Source organism: Pseudomonas sp. SK2 (assembly GCF_016772395.1).
Classification (GTDB): Bacteria; Pseudomonadota; Gammaproteobacteria; order Pseudomonadales; family Pseudomonadaceae; genus Aquipseudomonas; species Aquipseudomonas taiwanensis.
The window spans coordinates 2,265,756-2,284,367 of record NZ_CP061944.1; the positions used below are offsets into that span (position 1 = coordinate 2,265,756).

The window sequence follows — 18,612 nt, forward strand, 5'->3', positions numbered from 1 at the left end:
CATGAAACGTACTGTTCAATTGCATGATGCTGATCGGCCACTGATCGTCGGCATCGGCGGCACCACCCGGCCGGGGTCCAGCACCGAGAAGGCTCTGCGTTGTGCCTTGGAGCGCGCGCGGCAGTTGGGCGCACGGACCATTTTGTTCGGTGGCGCCGAGCTCTCTGCCTTGCCAAGCTTCGATCCGCAGGTGACCGAGCGCACCCCGGCCGAGGTGGCGTTGATCGAGGCGGTGCGTGCCGCCGATGGTGTGATCTTCGCAACACCCGGGTACCACGGCGGCGTTTCCGGATTGGTGAAGAACGCCATCGACCTGCTGGAAGACCTGCGTCAGGATCGCCGCGTCTACCTGGATGGCCGTGCGGTGGGTTGCATCGTCACAGCGGCCGGATGGCAGGGGTGTAACACCACCTTGGGAGCCCTGCGCTCCATCGTCCATGCACTGCGGGGCTGGCCAACGCCATTGGGCGTAACGCTCAACACTGCCGGCGCTGCGCTGTTCGACGCCGAGGGCCGTTGCACCCATGAGCAGATAGCGGCGTCGTTGGCCACACTGGCAGAGCAGAGCCTTGCGCTGGTGCAGCAGCGTCAGGGGGCAGGGCAGAGGTTCAGCCATGGGTAGCCCAGTATTCGATTGGCGCCAGGTGGCGCACCTCACGGCCGGGCAGGATATGTGGTCGACTCATCCGCTGCCGGCAATCGGGCTCAAGTCCGTGCGTTTTTCCGACGGCCCGATGGGCATCACTGGAGGGCGGGTGGATGAGCGCGATCTTGCGCTGCTGACACCGTGCGGTCTGGCGCTGGCGGCCAGTTGGGATGGGGCGCTGGTGCGCAAGGTCGGCCAGGTGGTGGGCGACGAGGCGCTGCGTCTGGGAATCCAGGGCATCCTTGCGCCCAATCTCAACCTGATGCGTAGCCCGTTGGCGGGCCGGGCCTTCGAGTTGTTCGGCGAAGACCCACTGCTGATCTCGAATCTTGGTGGGGCCTGGGCTGCAGGGGTGCAGTCCCGTGGGGTGGCGTCGGTGATCAAGCACCTGGTGTGCAACGACTCGGAAACCGACCGGCGCAACATGAACGTGACGGTAGACGAACAGACCCTGCGGGAGGTGTATTTCCGCCCGTTCGAGCACACGGCCAGGCAGGGAGCGTGGGGCATGTTGACGGCTTACAACAGCGTCAATGGGGTGCGCTGTGCCGAGCTTGGCCAAGCCATTGGCTGGCTCAAGCAGGGCTTGGGTTGGGACGGACTGGTGATGTCGGACTGGTTTGGCACCCACGACGGCGTCGCTAGCCTGGCGGCAGGGCTGGACCTGGAAATGCCCGGCCCTGCCCGGCATATGGGCGCGGCGCTGGACGTCGCTGCGCCGATCGGCGAACGCCTGGTCGATGCCGTCGAACGCCTGCAGCGCCTTGCTGGTCGAGTCGACAACCCGCTTCCCTATGACGCCAGCGTCGCTGCCGAATTGGAGCGCATCGAGGTGCTGAAAGAGGCGGCGGCGGCTGGAATGGTGCTGTTGCGCAACGACGGCCTGTTGCCGTTGCGGCCGGATAAGGAAAAGCGCATCGCGGTCATCGGCCCCAACGCGATCCAGCCTTGTTTCCAAGGTGGCACGTTCGCCAAGGTAGCGCTCGACCCGGCGACGGAAATGCCGGTCACCTCGATCACGGCACGTTTCCACGAGGTGGTGTATGCCGAAGGCGTGGTCGCCGAGTACCGGATTCCCCCGTTGACCCGCGAGCCGCTGGACCTGAGCGTGACGTTCCGCGATGCCGAAGGGCACCTGGTGCACGAGGAAACGCGCCATGCTTCTTCGCTGGTCTGGTTCAAGGACATGCCCGGTGTGGGCGATCTTCTGTCGCTCGAAGGCATTGCCAACGTTACGGCTAGCACGGTCATGCAAGTGGCCAACAGTGGTGTGTATCGCTTCTTCCTCGGCGGTACGGGCGAGGTCAGCCTCTCCATCAACGGGCAGGCCTATGCCAGCTTCGATGGCGTCACCTTGTCCGGTGACATCATGGGCAAGTTGATGCAGAGCCCACACACCTGGGTCGATGTGATACTGGAGGCGGGCCAGCAGTGTTCGCTTGAATTCTCGATGAACATTGGCCGAAGTCTGGCGCATGGCCTGTGGTTCGGCTGTCGAGCACCTCAGTCACATGACCTGCTCGCGCAAGCCGTGGCGTTGGCGCAGCAGGTGGATAGCGTCGTGCTCATGGTGGGGGAGACCGCCGATGCGGGGCTGGAAAGCGTCGACCGCGACACCACCCAGCTCAGCGCCGCACAGCAAACCCTGGTTCGTGCGGTCTGCGAGGTCAATCCGCGTACGGTCGTTGTGCTCAATGTGGGGCATCCGGTCGATACGGCCTGCCTGAAGCACGCCGCCGCTGTCATCGTCGCCTGGTATCCGGGGCAGGCCTTCGGGCCTGCACTGGCCTCGGTATTGGCAGGCGATCTCGAGCCAGGTGGGCGGTTGCCGGTGACCTTCGCTGAGCGGGAGCAGGATTATCCGGTCTGGTCTCTCACGCCTGATCCGGCGGGTGAGGTGCACTACCACGAGCGTTGGTGGGTGGGGTATCGCCATTTTGCGGCGCACTCGCTAACGCCTGCCTTTCCCTTCGGCCATGGCTTGGGTTATGCATCGATCGAGCCTGAAGTGGCCCAGTTGTCCGGGGAGCACGTCGAGACACTGAGCGTGCGCCTTGGGTTGCTGAACAACTCGTCTCGCCAGGGCAAGGCTGTTCCCCAGCTCTACCTGCTGGCCCCCCCCGAAGAAGGCCAGGACAGGCGATATTCTCTGGAGGCCTTCGCGGCGGTGGACGTTCCCGCGACGGGGAGGGCCGCTGTCGACCTGGTGCTCCAGGCGCGCAGTTTTTCCCGTTGGGATTGCGAGCAGCAGCGGTGGCGACTGCAACCTGGGCTTTACCGCATGACCCTGGGCGCTTCGAGCACTGACGGCTGGCTGCAGCTGGCGCTTGAGGTCGATGAGAAGGGCGGCGTGGAGGCGGGCGCATGGCATTCGCTGTTCGATCAATCCATCCACGCCAGCGATAGGCCGCTCACGAGATAAATGATGTGCAGTGGCGCGAGTGCTGTGGCTCACTGCCAGACAATCAGAATAAGAATCCTCGTTCAGAATAACAATGGCGGTCAGGAACCGCCCTACAAGGAGGTAAGACGTGTACCCATCAGCCTGTATCGAATGGCTCTTTCAGGATGACTGTCCCAATTTCGCCGATCGCATCCGTGCGGCGAAATCCGCCGGGCTCAGCCATGTCGAGTTTCACCTGTGGCGCGACAAACCCATGGACCAGGTAGCGCACGCCTTGCGTGAAACCGGCGTGACCTTGACCAGCTTCTGCGTCGATCCGCGACGAAGCCTGGTCGATCCGGCGCAGCATGCCGAGTTCATCGAAGCGGTGCGCGACAGTCTGGCGGCCAGCCAGAAGGTCGGTTCGCCTCCGCTGATCGTGGCCTCTGGCTTCACCCGTGAGGGCGTGTCGCATGCCGAGCAACGCGCAGCCGCCATCGACGCGCTGAGCAACGCCGCCCACCTGGCCGAACAGGCCGGCGTGGAGTTGCTGATCGAGCCACTCAACACCCGTATCGACCACCCCGGTATGTTCCTGCACGACACCCGCGAAGCCCTGGACATCATCGAGGAGGTCGACAGTCCGAACCTCAAGCTGCTGTTCGATGTGTACCACTCCAGCGTGATGGATGAATCGCTGGAGGATGTGCTGCGCGGCCGCATGCACCTGGTGCGCCACGTGCAGATCGCCGACCTGCCAGGGCGCAATGAGCCTGGCACCGGGCAACTCGACTGGGACGATGTGCTGCGACGGCTCGAGACGCTGGGGTACCGGCAAGCGATCGGCCTCGAGTACAAGCCCACCCTGCCTTCCCTGCAATCGCTGGCCACCGTGCGACAAGCCACTGGCCTGTAACAGCCACTCCAGGAAAAATGCCATGAACAACAAGATCAAACGCGGCGTCAGTCTGTACAGCTTCCAGAACGAAACCTTCCTCGGCAAGATGGACCTGGCCGATTGCATCCACCAGTGCGCGCAGATGGGGGCACTGGGTATCGAGATCATCGGTGAGCAGAGCTTCGCGGGCTGGCCGGAGCAGGGCGTGGCCGACACGGCCATCGAGCATTGGCATCACCTGATGAAGAAGTACGGCACCGTGCCGGTGAGCCACGACTTCATGCTCGATTACAAGCGTTACAAAGGGCGGCCGATGCCCTTCGAAGAGCAGGTTCGCTGTGTGCGCAACGACCTGGAGTTCGGTGCGCGCCTGGGCATGAAATACATCCGCTCGCTGGTCTCGGTCGACCCGGAAGTCTTGGTGGCCGCCGCACCTTATGCCGAAGAACTGGGGCTGAAGATTCTCCTTGAAGTTCATGCTCCGCTGCACTTCGACCATCCCTGGATCATCCGCCACGCCGAAGCCTATGAGCGCGCCGGTACCCAGGCGTTGGGCTTCTTGCCGGACATGGGGATGTTTCTCGATCGCTTCCCGCGGGTCTGGAAGGAGCGGTTCATCCGCAATGGCTGCCCGGTCGCTGCCGCCGACTTCATCGAAAAGAGCTACGAAGACCGCCGCCTCAGCGAGTACGTCATCCTGGACGTCATGGAGAAATGGGGGCCGGGCCCGCAACTGGCGATGGCCGAGACCCTGCGACACAACGCGGCGTTCGAACCCAAGCGAATGCTCGATTTCATGCCGCGCATCCACAATATCCACGCCAAGTTCTACGAGATGACCGAGTCGCTGCAAGAGTGGTCGATCCCGTATGACGAGATCTTCCGCGTGCTGCAAAAAGGTGGCTATGAGGGTTATGTCTGTTCCGAGTACGAGGGCAACCGTTGGGTGGAAGACGCCTTCGAAGTCGACAGCCTGCATCAGGTTCGCCTGCAACACCGCATGTTCTGCAAACTGCTGAACGAAGATCTGCCCGCCGCTTTGGCCGCCTGAGGATAGCCCCGATGTTCGATAAACACATGATTTGCCAGGAAGGCTTCAACAATGTCATCGAAGGCGGCAAGGTCACCGGCTTCCGCTTCCTCGCGCGTTTGCCGTATTACCGCGGCCTGGGCCTGTCGATGATCGAAGACATCGCTATCAGCGTGGACGGCGAGGCGATCGAACGCAGTGCGATTCGCTTTAGCGTAAGGGGCCGCAGCTGGAGCCTGGATGAGCTGGAAACCGTGTACGACGACCGCTGGAATTTTGGCGAGAAAGCCGAGCTGATCGTGCTCAAGCCCGGCGGCCTCGCCGAGGGCAAGCATCGCCTGAAGCTTGCCGAGAAGCTGCGGATTTCCTACCTGCCGTTCGTGCCCACCACGACGTGCGAGGCGGATGTCGCGCTGACGCAATGAACTGAACCTGTCCTGAACGCGGGCGAGTCGGGCCTTCCCGATTCGCCTTGCTGCGTGCCCAGTCCGTTTGATCTCCACAAGAACAATGAAGGAGAAGATCGTGGGAACTCCCCTTTCTGCTGCTCAAACCGCTCCACGCGCCGGGGTGGCGCAAGGCCTGATCATGGTGCTGACCGGATTCCTGCCCATTCTGGCTATTGTCTCGCTGGCACCGGCTGTACCGACGCTGATCGAGCACTTCGCGCCTGTCGCCCATGCGCAGGTGCTTATCCCGTTGATGATCACCGCACCGGGCTTGGTCATCGCCTTCGTGGCGCCTTTTGCCGGCTTGCTTGCCGACCGGCTGGGGCGTCGTCGTCTGCTCATCGGTGCGACATTCCTGTTCGGCGTGTGCGGTACCATGCCGCTGTGGTGCCAGTCGCTGACGCTGATCTTCGCCAGCCGTCTGGGCGTGGGTCTGGCGGAGGCCGTGGTACTGACGCTGGCTAACACCATGCTGGTGAACTATTTCAATGTCCGCCGTCGTCGCTTCTGGCTGGCGCTGCAAGGGTTCGTCGGGCCTTCGCTCGCCGCCGCTGTCATCGCCAGCTCTGGCTACCTGACCGCCATGGTCTGGAATGGCGCGTTCTGGATCTACACCATCGCCTTCCCGCTGTGCTTGGCCATGAAGGTATGGATGTTCGAGCCCGATGCCGATACCCGCCACGATGACGAGCCGCTGATCGACGACAGCGTTTTCCCTTGGCTGCGCATGGCGACCATCTGCCTGACCACCTTCGTCATTGCCGTCGTGTACTACGTCTACACCATCAACGCCGGTACCGCGTTCCATGCACTGGACGGCGCATCGCCGCAGCGCATCGGCATGCTGATGTCGTTGGCGTCGTTGGCGGTGCCGCTGGGGGCATTGCTGTTCGGCTGGGTCTCCAGCCGGACCACGCCGGAGCGTGTGCTCACCGTCACGTTGGCGTTGATTGGTGCGGGCATGATCGCTATCGGGCAGGCACGCAACCCGATGGTCATGGGCGTTGGCGCGGTGGTTCAACAGGTCGGTGCCGGCATGGCCGTCAGCGCGATGATCTTCTGGGTGGCCTCGCTGGTGGGGCCTGCGCATCGCGGTCGGGCGATGGGGGCGTGGTCCAGTGCCTTCTTCGCCGGGATGTTCGTCAGCCCACTGTTCGTCAACCTGCTGCGCGTGCAGGCTGAGGGCAATATCATGGTGCCGTTTTCGGTATTCGGTGGCGTGGCGTTGGTGCTAGCAGCCGCGATCTTCGCCTATTCGCTTTCCGGCCACGGGCATGCGCTACGCAAGCTTCCCGCCTGAAACGCTTTATCGGCAGTAAAACAAAGGGCCTCCTGTTCAGGAGGCCCTTTGTTTTGTCAGCGTCACGACTCTGCAGCCACGCTCGCACTCTCCCTGGAAGGCCACTGGGCACGTAGCCAGACGATTCCGCCAACCATGAACGCCTGGCACAGGGCGCAGACGATCACCATCGACAGGCCGCTGCCGAAGGACGCCAGGGCGGCAACCAGTGCCCCAGCCAGCGATGCACCGGCCATCTGCATGGCACTCATCAGCGCGCTGGCAGTGCCGGCGTGCTGACGGAAAGGCTGCAGCGCCATTTGCGTTGCATTGCCACTGACCAGCCCGCCAGACATCGTCAATGCAAGGATGGCGACCAACCAGGGCCAGATCGAACGGGCGTCGGTGAGTGCGCAGGTCGCCAGCCCTACACAGCCCGCGACGGCCAACCCGGCGCCGGCGAGCAGCAGTTTGTGTGCTTCGACATGTTTGGCGCTGAGGCGCCCGTTGCTGACGGCCCCCACGATCAGTCCCGCCGAGCAGGCGCCGAAGGTGAGCCCGAATTGTTGTGGGGTCAGCCCCAGGGTATCGATGAACAGGCTGGGGGCGGCACCGACGTAGGCGAAGATCGAGGCGAACGAGGCAGACGTAACGAGGGTGCCGGCAAGGAACAGGGGTTCTGCCAGCGCCTTCATGTATCCCGCGGCCAGGGACCTTGGGCTGAGCTGGGGCAGGGGAACCTTGAGGGTTTCCTTGAAACCACGGGCGAGCAGCAGCCCGATCACGATCCCGTAAACCGCCAGGAACACGTACAGCATCTGCCAGCGTGCAAACCCGATCAGCAGCGAGCCCAGGCTCGGCGCAAGCAGAGGCGCGAGCATCCCTAGGGCGGCCATGAACGACAGCTTGCTGCGCGCCTCGCTGCCTTGGAAACAGTCCCGCATGATTGCCAGGATCACCGGCCGGCCAGCGCCGCCGCCGACGCCCTGCAGCAACCGCCAGGAAAGCAACGTACCGAGGCTGTCCGACAGCGCACAGCCCAGGCTGGCCACGCTGAACAGCACCAGCGAGACAAGCAGCACCGGCCTTCTGCCGTAGCGGTCGCACAGCGGGCCCGCGATCAGTGGAACGGCGGCGAAGCCAGCAAGGAACACGCTGAGTGACCAGACCATCGCCTCCGGCGCGATCCCTAGCGCTGAAGCGGTGCTGCCGTTGGCCGGCAGCGCCATGTCGATTCCTAGCGCACCCAAGGCGCTCACGGCGGCCATGAGGATCAGAAACGCGCGTGCATGCGGGTCTATCGCCTTCAAGGGGCTAACCTCCTGATTGGATAAAACAAGAATTCTAATTCTAATTTAAGGCAATGCCAATCCCGATTCGGCGGTTGAGCCGAGGCGGGAGGCGGTCAATGGGTGAGGAAGAGCACGCTCATGGTGCCCAGGTCTTGCTTCAAGTGGTTCCAGTCGCCTTCGCCCGCGGCGTCGGCCGCCGAGCCCAGCCCAAGGAAACGGGCAAGCGAGGAGTAGATGATGCGGAAGCAGGAATGGATGGCGCGGTCAGGGTCTGGATGACGGATTTCATCCTGGTGCGCGTTGATCTGTGCCATGAACGCGGCTGCCATCCTGGCGTGATATTCCTTGCCTGAACGGGCGATATCGGCGTGGCTGGCGCGGTTCATGAATGGCTTGAGGATCGCGGCATGCCGGGCCAGGTGTTCGGCCAGGGTGTCCACCAACAGTGGTAACCGTTCCGAGAGGTCAAGCTGGCGGGCGCCAAGCTCGCGCATCGAGGACTGCCACTCGAGGTCCATCTTCTCGAGCGCATCTTCGAAGACTACTTGCAGCAAGTCGTCCTTGCCCTTGAAACGGCCGTAGATCGAGCCGATCGATACGCCAGCTGCCTTGCTGACCTCAATCAGCGTGAGGTCTGCGGTGAGGCTTTCGCACAGTAGTTGTCGCGCTGCGGTGAGCACTTTTTCCAGGGACTGGCGGCTTCGGTCTTGCTGGGGCGGGCGTACGTTTGGGGTAGTCATGGTGGCAAGCTTGGAGTTTTTTCCGATGGCCCGCAAGGAAAAACTTGACGGACATGAAAAGGCAATTAAGTATGACTCATAGAACCAGAATTATGGTTCTATTTGCAAGCAACTTTGCTTGCCACCCACAACAAGAAAGGCCCGCTCGCCGAGGCGGGTGCAGGAGGTCGACATGGAAATGCCAGCAAGAATGCCAACGCCGCAACCAGGAGGGCCGTCCGATCCTAATGCGCTTGGGTGTCTCCATCTTCAGTCTTCACGTCGTTGAGGGGCCGCGCTCATGCGATTGAAGGGGCTGGATCTGAATCTGCTGATGGTGCTGGATATCCTTCTGCAGGAGTGCAACGTCTCAAGGGCCGCGCAACGCCTGGGCCTGGGGCAGTCCACCGTCAGCTCGTCGCTGGCCAGGTTGCGCGAGCATTTCGCAGACGAACTGCTGGTCAAGGGCAATCACAGCATGCTGCCCACCGCGCTTAGTCAGGAGCTCAAGCCTTTGGTGAGGCAGTGGTTGCAGGATGTGGGCGGCCTGCTCGAACAATCAACGGCCTTCGTGCCCGCGCAGTGCGATGCTACGTTGCGCATTGCCTGCACCGACGATCTGGCCCAGCAACTGCTGCCACGGATCATCAGGGCTTTGGGCCGGCAAGCGCCTGCCATGCGCGTTCAACTGCTGGCCGCACCCCGGGGCAGCGCTGAAAACCTCGATGCCTGGATGGCGCGTCAGCAGATCGATTTCATGATCGCCAGCGACGCCTGCAGCCATAGTGAGGCACTTTTCGATGAGCAGTGGCAGTGTCTCGCCCGGACCGATCACCCCGCCTTGCAAGACGGCCTGAGCCTGGAAACGTTCAACCGCCTGCCGCACCTGCGGGTGGCGGGGCAGCACTTCGCGGGCGATGAAACCCGCGACATCTGTGCGTGGGTGCCGGGTTACCTGGCCCTTGATACCTACCTGGACGCAGGGCAGGCGATTGCCTGCGTGCCCGCGTCCCTGAGTCGTGCGTACAGGACGCAGAGACCGCTCCAGGTGTGGCCGCTGCCTTTCGACACCGCAAGGCTGGTGCAGCGGTTGTCCTGGCGGGCTGGCGCCATACAAGAGCCACTGCACGATTGGGTACGTCAGTTGATCCGAGGCTGTGTGAACCTGCCGGACAAAGGAGCGCTGCCATGCGTTATCGGGCTCTAGACCTGAACCTGCTGGTCGTGCTGGACGCATTGCTTGAACACTGCAGTGTCAGTCGGGCAGCCGAGCAGCTGTACGTCAGCCAGCCCGCGATCAGCGCAGGCCTGGCCCGGTTGCGCCTGCATTTCGATGACCCCCTGCTGGAGCCGGACGGCCGACGGATGCGCCCGACCCCGCTGGCACTGGAAATGCGCGAGAAAGTGCGTCATGCCGTGCATCGAGCGGCCGAGATCGCGCGTCGCGACAAGGTATTCGATGCTGCGCATACCCGGCAATCGTTCAAGGTGATGTGCTCGGACCTCGACGCGGGTTTTCTCATTCCGCTGCTGTATCAACGCCTGGTGAAGCTTGCGCCTGGGGCTCGTCTGGAAGTGCTGTCGATTTCCCAGCTGGGCGAGAGCGCAGTCCAGGATGCTTTCCAGCGTCATGGCGCAGATGTGCTGATCCGCCCATTCGATGAGCACGACGAGGCCTACGCCAGCCAGATGCTGCTCGACGTGCCGCTGGCGACGCTGGTCTGCCAGCGCCCGGTCGAGCCGAGCTTTGTCGTCGATCCAGACGATGGCTGCGAGGTGATCGCTTCGGACCTTGGGCTGAAGTCGACCGAGGGTTGGCGCACCGACCACCTGCTGGCGCTGCCGACACTGCTCGGGGCGAGCAATCTGCGCGTGAGGCTGCCGGATTTCATCGCGCGCAGGTTCTGCCAACGCTACCCGAACCTGCGGATGCTCAACGCCTCACAACAGGCACCGCGTTGCCGGCAAGTGATGCAATGGCCCAGACACCGTGATCAGGAACCCGCGCACACGTGGCTGCGCGAGCAGTTGCTCACATGCGCAGCCCAGCTTGTGCAAGCGCCAGTGGGGGAAGGGCGCTCAGTGTCCCAGCTTCACCCATTGGCCACCCAGGGCGTGGCTGCGCAACATGGCCTCGATAGCGGCGAGACCGCGTAGTCCTGTGTCGAAATCAGGTAGCAGGGTAGCTGCGTAGGCGGCGGGACGCAGGGTTTGTCGTGCCAGCCAGAGCTCTGCGTAATCGCAATAAAGCTGGGCGAATGCCTCCAGGTATCCCTCCGGATGGCCCGCGGGTAGGCGCAACAGCGCATCCCGTTGTCGCGCATGTTCGCCCGCTGCGCGTTTGATGATGCGCGTCGCCTGGCCGGTTTCGGTGAACAGCAGCGCCTCGGGTTGTTGTTGATCGAAGGCCAATGCGCCCTTGCTACCGAACAGCCGGAGGCGTAGCCCATTCTCCTGTCCGGGCGCCACCTGGCAGGCCCAGAGGCCGCCCCGAGCGCCGTTGGTGAACCTCAACAGCGCTTGCACCTGGTCGTCCAGGCGACGTCCAGACACCAGCGATGCGAGGTCTGCGCAGACTTCGTTCAATACCAGGCCACTGACGAACTCCACCAGGTGCAAGGCGTGGCTGCCGATATCGCCCAGTGCCCCGGCCGGCCCAGCTTGGTCAGGGTCATCGCGCCAGGTTGCCTGCGGGCTCTGCGACAGATCCGTGAGCCATTCCTGGGCGTACTCGACCTGGACCACGCGTACCTCGCCGATGGCTCCGGCGGCTACCAATCGGCGCGCCTCACGCACCATGGGGTAGGCGCTGTAGGGATAGGTCACGGCAAAGATGCGATCGCTCGCACGTACGGTCGCGGCCAGTGCATGAGCTTGGGCGTACGTGCGGGCGAGGGGCTTCTCGCAGATCACATCGATACCATGGTCGATGAATGCCGACGCAATCGGTATGTGCAGGTGATTGGGCGTGACGATCACCACGGCATCGATGCCATCGTCACGCATCGCTTCGGCGCGCGCCATTACCTGCCAGTCGTGGTAGCTGCGCCCTGGATGAATGAACAATGCCCTGGCGCTGGAATCGGCTCGTGCGGGATCTCTGCTCAATGCGCCCGCGACCCACTCGAAGCGGTCGTCGAGGCGGGCTGCCATGCGGTGGACGGCACCGATGAACGCGCCGTCACCGCCGCCGACCATGCCAAGTCGCAGACGCCGTGTCTGTGCACTCATCGCTCGCCTCCTATGCCCAGCAGATGCGATTGCGCCGTTGCGTCGAGGGTGCTGCTTGCGAAGTCGTCGAAGGCGTAGCGCGCCACGGGAATAATGTGCTCTGCGATGAACCGCGCGCCTTCGCGGGCACCGTCCTCGGGATGCTTGAGGCAGCACTCCCATTCGAGGGTGGCCCAGCCTGGATAGTCGTAGGTTGCCAGGCGCGAGAAGATCGCCTTGAAGTCGATCTGTCCGTCGCCCAACGAGCGGAATCGGCCAGCGCGTGATACCCAGTCACCATAGCCGCCGTAGAGACCCTGGCGGCCATCGGGTCGGAACTCGGCATCCTTGACATGAAATGCCCCGATCCGTGCATGGTAGTGATCGATGAAGGCCAGGTAGTCGACCTGCTGCAGATGCAGGTGGCTGGGGTCGTACAGCAGTTTTGCCCGGGGATGCTGGTCGACCTCGGCCAGAAAGCGCTCGAAACTGACTCCGTCGTGCAGGTCTTCGCCGGGGTGCAGCTCGAAGCAGACATCCACGCCGTGCCGGTCGTAGGTGTCCAGCAGAGGACGCCAGCGATCGCCCAGTTCCTTGAAAGCTCGCTCGACCAGCCCTTTCGGACGTTGCGGCCAAGGATAGAGGTAGGGCCATGCCAGCGAACCGGAGAAGGTCGCGTGGGCCGTCAAGCCGAGGCGCGCAGAGGCCCGCGCAGCCAGCGCCACTTGTTCGCTGGCCCATTGCCGACGTGCGCCGGGGTTGCCGCGCACTTCACGGGGAGCGAACGCGTCGAAGAGCGTGTCGTAGGCAGGGTGCACGGCGATCAACTGACCTTGTAGGTGAGTGGAAAGCTCGCTGACAACGACCCCGTGTCGGTCCAACCGACCGCGGATCTCATCGGCATAGCCCTGGCTTTGCGCAAGCTGCTGCAGGTCGAACAGGCGTGGATCGCAGGGGAGTTGCAAGGCCTTGTAGCCAAGGCTCGCTGCCCACTCGGCCAGGTTGTCCAGGGTGTCGAAGGGGGCGGTATTGCCCACGAACTGCGCAACGAACAGCGAGGGGCCTTTAAGCGTGACCATGGGTGTGCTCCTGCAGGATGCGCTCGCAGGCGCGTACGGCGAGGGCGACGCTGGTCAGCGTCGGATTGCAGGCCGTCGGAGTGGGAATGACGCCGTTGCCTGCGACGAACAGGTTCCTGAAGCCCCATACCTGGCCGCGGTCGTCACAGACACTGGTGCCATCGTCCGCTTCGCCCATGCGCGTCGTGCCCTGGTAGTGGAGCGAGCTGCCTGGCGGCAACATCAAAGGTGCTTCACCCAGTGGCTGGCCGAGGGCTTTGCCTGCGCGCTGCAACAGGTCGCGCGCCTTGTCGACCTGTGCCAGGTCGCGTTCGGTCAAGCTGTAGTCGAGGGTCATGGCGGGCATGCCGAGGAAGTCCTTCTCGGTCTCGCTGAAGCGCACACGGTCTTCGGCGCGGATGTCCTGCTTGCAGCAGAACCAGCCCATGGCGACGATGTGCTCGACGTTCGCCTGGGCTTCATCCGTCAGTGCAACCGGGCACGCTTCCATCTGCATGACCTGGCCATGAAACGGGTGATGCTGCCGGTCGAAGGGTACCCAGTACACGCCAACCGTCGCATCCTCTCCAGGGCGGGTGATACCGCATTCCTCGGCATCGAGTCGAACGGCATGCACGACCTGGGGCTGATCGTTGAGGTAGCGGCCGAGGGCCTGGGGGCGTATGCCCGAGGCCCAGAGCAGTTGCGGGGTGCGCAGTGCATCGGCGGCGACGATGACGGTCTTGGCGTCGACGCGGTAACGTGTGCCGCTGCTGCGGTCCAGCAGTTGGGCACCGATCACGCGGTCGTGCCTGACCAGCAACTGCAGGCAGGCGGTGTCATGGCGTAGTTCGAATCGCTCCGGCCTGCCTGCTTCGTCCGCCAGGGCACCGAGAATCGTATCGCTGCCACTCCATCGGCGTTGGTCGTGCTCGGCACTGCAGGCAAGCGGCATGCGCTGCACGGCGCGATCGCGCGAAGTGACCTCAGCGAAGGCATTGCTCAGGCGTTCACGCAGGCGTTGGCTGACAGGGGTATCTGGGTACGCGGCCGCCGTAACTTGCAGCAGCTCCCTGGCTGTCGCCAAGGCGGCTTGCATCTCGTCGGTGGGGATGAAGCCGATGGCTTCACCGTCGGCCGGCGGTGGGCACGCGCACGTCCAGTGCGCGCCCATGCCGCCAACATTGGTCGAGCAAGCGGCGGCAGGCAGTTCACCCCATCGTTCTCCGTTCGGCAGGTGAGTGCCGGGGCGCACGAGATGCTCGAGTCGATAGCGGCCCGACACGGCAGCGCCGGCGCGTTCAGGCATGCTGGGCACTGCGTAGCGGAAGGCGGTCGGCCCTTGCGCGGCGACCTGTGCTGCCACGCGGGCCTCTTCAGGCAGGTTGCGAACGTGCAGGCCGGCGCGCTCGGTCAATCGTGGGCCGGCATCCACCATCAGCACGTGCAAGTGGCCCTGGTCGACGAGCAGGCGAGCGCATGTCGCACCGACCGGCCCGCTGCCAACGATCAGCACATCTACATCGATCATCGCGTCACGCATTATTGGAATTCTCCGCGAGTGGCTAACAGACTGGAAGTATGCGTTTCAAACGTTGCGGCGGGGCATGATAAATATCGATGTGGCAGTATCCGTCCAGCTGATGGGTAATGCCGAGGCATAATCAATGAAGATAGGAGGTGCTCGCCATAAACGATTTCTAAGTTAACGGCTGCTGTGGGTTACTTGTGGTGCAAGTCCACGCCTTGCGATGGTTTCCGTACAACTACAAGAACTTCGGGAGTCCTGACGTGCTTAAAAGTCACAAGGGCAGTTGCCTGCCGTCCATTTTAATGCTGCTGGTTTCATCGGTACTCACCCATTCGGCGTTTGCCGGGTCGACTGAAGAAACAAACGACACGGTCGGCCAGGCGTCCAAGGCACCGGCACCTTACAGTTGTGAATACTTTGACCAGTTTCTCTCGCGGGCGACCGCTGTCATCCGCCCTCAATCGAACTGTGAGTCGCTGCTTGGCGATGCCGGCGGCATTCGCTCCGAACTGGCCGACCGGGGTATCGGCGCACAGCTGACCTGGAACCCGATGGGGCTTTACGACCTGAAAGGTCAGAACCGCGACCCGCAAGAATACGGCGGGCAGAATTTCACCTACAGCCAGAGTGTCGCCCTGACCTTGACCTATGACCTTGAGCGCATCGGCTTCAGCAAGGATGCACAGCTGACATTCACGCCGCAGGTGCAGACATCCAACTACCAACAGGGCTACCCAAGGTTGCACAACGTCGCGATTCTCGCGGTCAACCAGCCGTTCAACGACGGCAAGCTGGAGCTGCAATACGGCTTCTACCCCCTGATTCGCCAGTTCTACGGCATGATTCTGGGCGGTAACTCGGCATCGGCGGCCCTTGGTCCGACCAGCGTGATACCGGTTCAGGTGGGCCTGAGCCTGAACGCACCGACGCCGTCATTCGATGTCACCTTCCGCGACGACAGCAAACGCTGGTACAACCATTCCTCCATCAGCCGAAGCATGACACCTGAAGGGTTCCTGGCCGATGTGCAAAAGAACCCCTATGGCTTGAAGTGGCACGTGGATGGCGCCAATCCCCTGTTCGTCAATGAGTTCGGCTACAAAGTCCAGCCCGGTCAGGGCAGCCATTCGCATTGGTTCCGAGCCGGGCTGATCTATAACACATCGCACTACACCTATTTGAAGACGCAGCAGCCGACCGACAGTAACTACGGTGCGTATGTTGCCAATACGATCCAGTTGACCACCCCCAGCCCGGGTACTGCGCAAGGGTTGTACCTGGATACCAAGGCAAGCTGGGCGCCAAAGGACCGCAACGCTTACAACGGCGATGTCCAGTTTACGTTATTTGACATCGGCCTGTTTCCGGGGCGGCCTCGTGATATGACATCCATTGGCTTTACCCGCTCATTTATCAGTAAGGACTTTCGCGACGTAATGGGCGAACGAGGTTTGGCGCCCGCCGATACTATTACCGCCGTCTCACTTTCCCACGCCTTCCGGGTCACCAAGGGTATCTATTGGATCAACGGGTTTACGTATCAGGATAATCCAACGTTAGTGCCCAAGCGCGGGGATGCCTTCTTGTGGCAGACCAGCATGTATTGGAACTTCTAGGTGGGGACTTTATAGGGTAGAGCACGTGCTTAGTTGGTGAATGTGAAAAGTGCCTGCATGTTTCAAGGGCGTGTGTGGCCGTGTAATCTGTACGGGGCATCAACCCGGCCCGCTAACAACAAGGTACAGACGGTTGAAACTTCACCAACTCAAGGCGCTGGTCGCCATCCATAACGCAGGCAGCATCCTTGAAGCCTCCAAGCTCATGCACATCACGCAGCCCGCATTGAGCCGTTCGATCAAGGAGCTGGAACGGGAGGTTGGCTTTACCCTGTTGCAGCGCTCGCACAAAGGCATGGCGCTCACCGAGGAAGGCAAGCGCGTCATTCGCCATGCCAACCTCGTGGTGGAGAGTATCCGGCGCCTGCAGATCGAAGCTGCGAGCATTCAGGATGCCGCGCTGGGCGCGGTATCCATCGGGGTCACTTCGCTGACTGCGATGCTCGACGGTGTCGATGAGAGCATCCTGGCCTTTCGGCGGAAGTACCCGAGGGTGAAGATCACCATCACCGACTTGCGGCCGTCCCAGATCTTGCAGCGGTTGCGCGATGGCAGCCTCGATTTCGCCATTACCTCCCAGCAGCCGCTGAGCCGTATGAGCCTGGATTGGGAGGCACTGGGCAGTATCAAGGGCAGGGTGATCTGCCATGCGTCGAATCAGCAGAAGTTCGCCAAGTCGCTGCGCACCTTGCAGTATGCCAACTGGATCAGCCTGGATGAACTGTCGGACCAGGCGTCGCAGTTTCATCAGTTGTTCGAAAGCAATGGCCTTCGGGTGCCGCAGAACACCGTCGAATGCACCTCCGTGATGATGGCGCTCAAGCTGCTTAAGAACACCGAATCGTTGATGACGATCAGTGAGCTGGCCGTGGACCAGGGGTTCACCTTTGGCGTCGAGTGCGACTACGTGGCCATGCCGGTGCAGGAGCTGATTCCGGACTACCCCATCAATTTGGTCTGCATCGACCGCCATAGCCTTACGGCACCTGCCCAGGAGCTGTTCCACAGCTTGCGCGGGCAGGTGCTCAGGCAAACTCGCCCGGTACCCTCAGAAGTGGTAGTACATTCCTAGCGCGACATTGCTTGGATCATCGCCAACCTGGTCCACCGGTGTGCCGGCGTAGGTGACCGACGAAGCTCGCTGGTTGACGATCCTGCCGAGTCGCCCATAGATGGCCCAACGCGGGGTGATGAAATGGTCATAGCCGATCATCACCCCGGTTGCGTCCTTGTCGCCGGCGCTGACTTGGCGTTGCATCACGGCCAGACGCAGGACGTCCCGATTGCCGACCGGTGCCAGCACGCCGAAGGTGTACAGCGTGGTGCTGGGCGTACCGGACTGGTCCACCTCCTGGCGTTGCCAGGTCATGCTGGTGGACAACGGGCCGAAGTCATAGAACGCTGACAGGCTCTTGTAGTGGTTGGCCGTCTGCCGGGAGACGCCACCGTCGTCATACGGATCGCTGTAGTACAGGTTGTAGGAGGCCAGCAGCATGACCTGGCTGTTGCGGTACTGCAACTTGGCACCGCCGCCACGGACGGTGCGCCCCGCGCTGGCGGCATCATCGAAGCCGAAGCTCAGTGCGGTGCCGATGCTGAAACCGTCCAGGTTCGGGCTGGTATAGGCCAGGGTGTGCTTGGGGCGCAGGTCCAGGTAATAGGCGCCCTTGCCAGCGGCAGGCAGGGCCAGGTAGGTGTAAGGCGAGCCGTAGGTGGCCAGGAACGGGTCGGCGTAGGTGGGCGTGCTCATGCTGTAGGTCTTGCCGAACTCGAGCTTGCCCAGGGTTCGCGAGCGCAGGGCGATCGTTGCCAGGCGCAGACTTCCAATGCTGTCCCAGGTTGCGTCCAGGGCTTTGCCGTTGATGTTGAAGCCCTCTTCGACGTCGAGCTCCAGCACCGTATCGGGGCTGAGCCCCTTGCGGGCATACAGCCCGAGCTTGTTGGTCCATGCGCCGCCCCCGGCCAGCCGGTAGCCCGAATGGTGCTGCGAATCGTGATAGCTGGCGAATGCATCCACGGTGCCATAGACCTTGAGTTGGTCATCGAAACCGTAATCCACGCCGTAGTAACCAAAACCTGGCGCAAGGCGATCGAGCGCCGGAAAGCCTTCGGCTTGCGCCTGAACGGCCAGGCAAGCCCCTTGGATCATCAACAGCAACGACGTCATGCGAGTGTTCATTCACGACTCCAAGCCAGCACAGTGATGTGTGCCCGTAGCGTCAGTGAACGGAACGTTTCAGCGTGATTGCTTATTCGGCCATGTCATGCCGTTTGGTTAATAGCAGCTTCGCGCGGCGTTGTGTTTCGCGGGAGCGCCGTTTCTACAGAGGCTGCCAAGCCGCCGAGAAGCGGCCCTTCAGGCGCGGTTCGGTGGGCATAATTGGGGCGGTGTGGCGAGGCAGGGCAAACTGTGCGCTAGCTCAGGGCAAATTGGCCAACCACCGATGAGGCCAATTAACCAGAGGTTAGCTTCATGCCGAAACTGCAAGTGTGTTGAGTGC

General features: G+C 62.5%; 16 protein-coding genes. 10 read left to right on the top strand and 6 right to left on the bottom strand.

Features of this window, described 5'->3' with window-relative positions:
- The first annotated feature begins 1 nt into the window (after position 1).
- The 6 genes from IF103_RS10070 (at position 2) to IF103_RS10095 (ending at position 6,706) form a co-directional block, all read left to right on the top strand.
- On the top strand, positions 2-622 hold the full coding sequence (locus tag IF103_RS10070; protein ID WP_023380158.1) for an NADPH-dependent FMN reductase: 621 nt from the start codon (positions 2-4) through the stop codon (positions 620-622).
- The gene (locus tag IF103_RS10075) at positions 615-3,068 is read left to right on the top strand and encodes a beta-glucosidase family protein (RefSeq protein ID WP_202676075.1); all 2,454 of its coding nucleotides are present in this window, start codon (positions 615-617) and stop codon (positions 3,066-3,068) included. Before IF103_RS10070 ends, IF103_RS10075 begins: the two co-directional genes overlap by 8 nt.
- Positions 3,069-3,177: 109 nt before the next feature.
- Positions 3,178-3,945, top strand: a complete 768-nt coding sequence (locus IF103_RS10080) for a hydroxypyruvate isomerase family protein (RefSeq protein ID WP_027907169.1) — start codon at positions 3,178-3,180, stop codon at positions 3,943-3,945.
- A gap of 22 nt (positions 3,946-3,967) precedes the next feature.
- Positions 3,968-4,978, top strand: a complete 1,011-nt coding sequence (locus IF103_RS10085; protein WP_202676076.1) for a sugar phosphate isomerase/epimerase family protein — start codon at positions 3,968-3,970, stop codon at positions 4,976-4,978.
- A gap of 11 nt (positions 4,979-4,989) precedes the next feature.
- Positions 4,990-5,382, top strand: coding sequence for a C-glycoside deglycosidase beta subunit domain-containing protein (locus IF103_RS10090; protein WP_023380163.1), 393 nt, complete (start codon positions 4,990-4,992; stop codon positions 5,380-5,382).
- Between the two features lie 100 nt (positions 5,383-5,482).
- Positions 5,483-6,706, top strand: a complete 1,224-nt coding sequence (locus IF103_RS10095) for an MFS transporter (RefSeq protein WP_202676077.1) — start codon at positions 5,483-5,485, stop codon at positions 6,704-6,706.
- Between the two features lie 62 nt (positions 6,707-6,768).
- On the opposite strand, the gene IF103_RS10100 is transcribed toward IF103_RS10095, so the two are convergent.
- On the bottom strand, positions 6,769-7,995 hold the full coding sequence (locus IF103_RS10100) for a multidrug effflux MFS transporter (protein WP_023380165.1): 1,227 nt from the start codon (positions 7,993-7,995) through the stop codon (positions 6,769-6,771).
- A gap of 95 nt (positions 7,996-8,090) precedes the next feature.
- Positions 8,091-8,717 carry a TetR/AcrR family transcriptional regulator gene (locus IF103_RS10105; RefSeq protein WP_023380166.1) on the bottom strand — a complete coding sequence of 209 codons (627 nt, stop codon included), beginning with the start codon at positions 8,715-8,717 and terminating at the stop codon, positions 8,091-8,093.
- A 280-nt stretch (positions 8,718-8,997) separates the two neighbouring features.
- Between IF103_RS10105 and IF103_RS10110 the strand changes: the two genes are divergently transcribed.
- Positions 8,998-9,903, top strand: a complete 906-nt coding sequence (locus tag IF103_RS10110) for a LysR family transcriptional regulator (RefSeq protein ID WP_104881877.1) — start codon at positions 8,998-9,000, stop codon at positions 9,901-9,903.
- The gene (locus IF103_RS10115; protein WP_023380168.1) at positions 9,885-10,853 is read left to right on the top strand and encodes a LysR family transcriptional regulator; all 969 of its coding nucleotides are present in this window, start codon (positions 9,885-9,887) and stop codon (positions 10,851-10,853) included. The genes IF103_RS10110 and IF103_RS10115 overlap by 19 nt, the downstream gene beginning before the upstream one ends.
- Here the strand turns inward: IF103_RS10115 and IF103_RS10120 are convergent.
- From IF103_RS10120 to IF103_RS10130, 3 genes are read right to left on the bottom strand one after another with little or no spacing between them, the layout of a single operon-like run.
- The gene (locus IF103_RS10120; protein ID WP_027907171.1) at positions 10,776-11,927 is read right to left on the bottom strand and encodes a Gfo/Idh/MocA family protein; all 1,152 of its coding nucleotides are present in this window, start codon (positions 11,925-11,927) and stop codon (positions 10,776-10,778) included. The two genes, IF103_RS10115 and IF103_RS10120, sit on opposite strands and share 78 nt — an antisense overlap.
- The gene (locus IF103_RS10125; RefSeq protein ID WP_202676078.1) at positions 11,924-12,985 is read right to left on the bottom strand and encodes a sugar phosphate isomerase/epimerase family protein; all 1,062 of its coding nucleotides are present in this window, start codon (positions 12,983-12,985) and stop codon (positions 11,924-11,926) included. Before IF103_RS10125 ends, IF103_RS10120 begins: the two co-directional genes overlap by 4 nt.
- A complete protein-coding gene (locus IF103_RS10130; protein ID WP_104882549.1) occupies positions 12,972-14,507 on the bottom strand; it encodes a GMC oxidoreductase in 1,536 nt (511 codons plus the stop codon). Before IF103_RS10130 ends, IF103_RS10125 begins: the two co-directional genes overlap by 14 nt.
- Before the next feature lie 248 nt (positions 14,508-14,755).
- On the opposite strand from IF103_RS10130, the gene IF103_RS10135 reads away from it, so the two are divergent.
- Both IF103_RS10135 and IF103_RS10140 read left to right on the top strand, forming a co-directional pair.
- A complete protein-coding gene (locus tag IF103_RS10135; protein WP_202676079.1) occupies positions 14,756-16,111 on the top strand; it encodes a carbohydrate porin in 1,356 nt (451 codons plus the stop codon).
- 133 nt (positions 16,112-16,244) lie between these two features.
- The gene (locus IF103_RS10140; protein ID WP_104881875.1) at positions 16,245-17,183 is read left to right on the top strand and encodes a LysR family transcriptional regulator; all 939 of its coding nucleotides are present in this window, start codon (positions 16,245-16,247) and stop codon (positions 17,181-17,183) included.
- Here the strand turns inward: IF103_RS10140 and IF103_RS10145 are convergent.
- Complete coding sequence (locus tag IF103_RS10145; protein WP_027907175.1) at positions 17,160-18,290, bottom strand: porin; 1,131 nt, start codon at positions 18,288-18,290, stop codon at positions 17,160-17,162. The two genes, IF103_RS10140 and IF103_RS10145, sit on opposite strands and share 24 nt — an antisense overlap.
- Between the last annotated feature and the right edge of the window lie 322 nt (positions 18,291-18,612).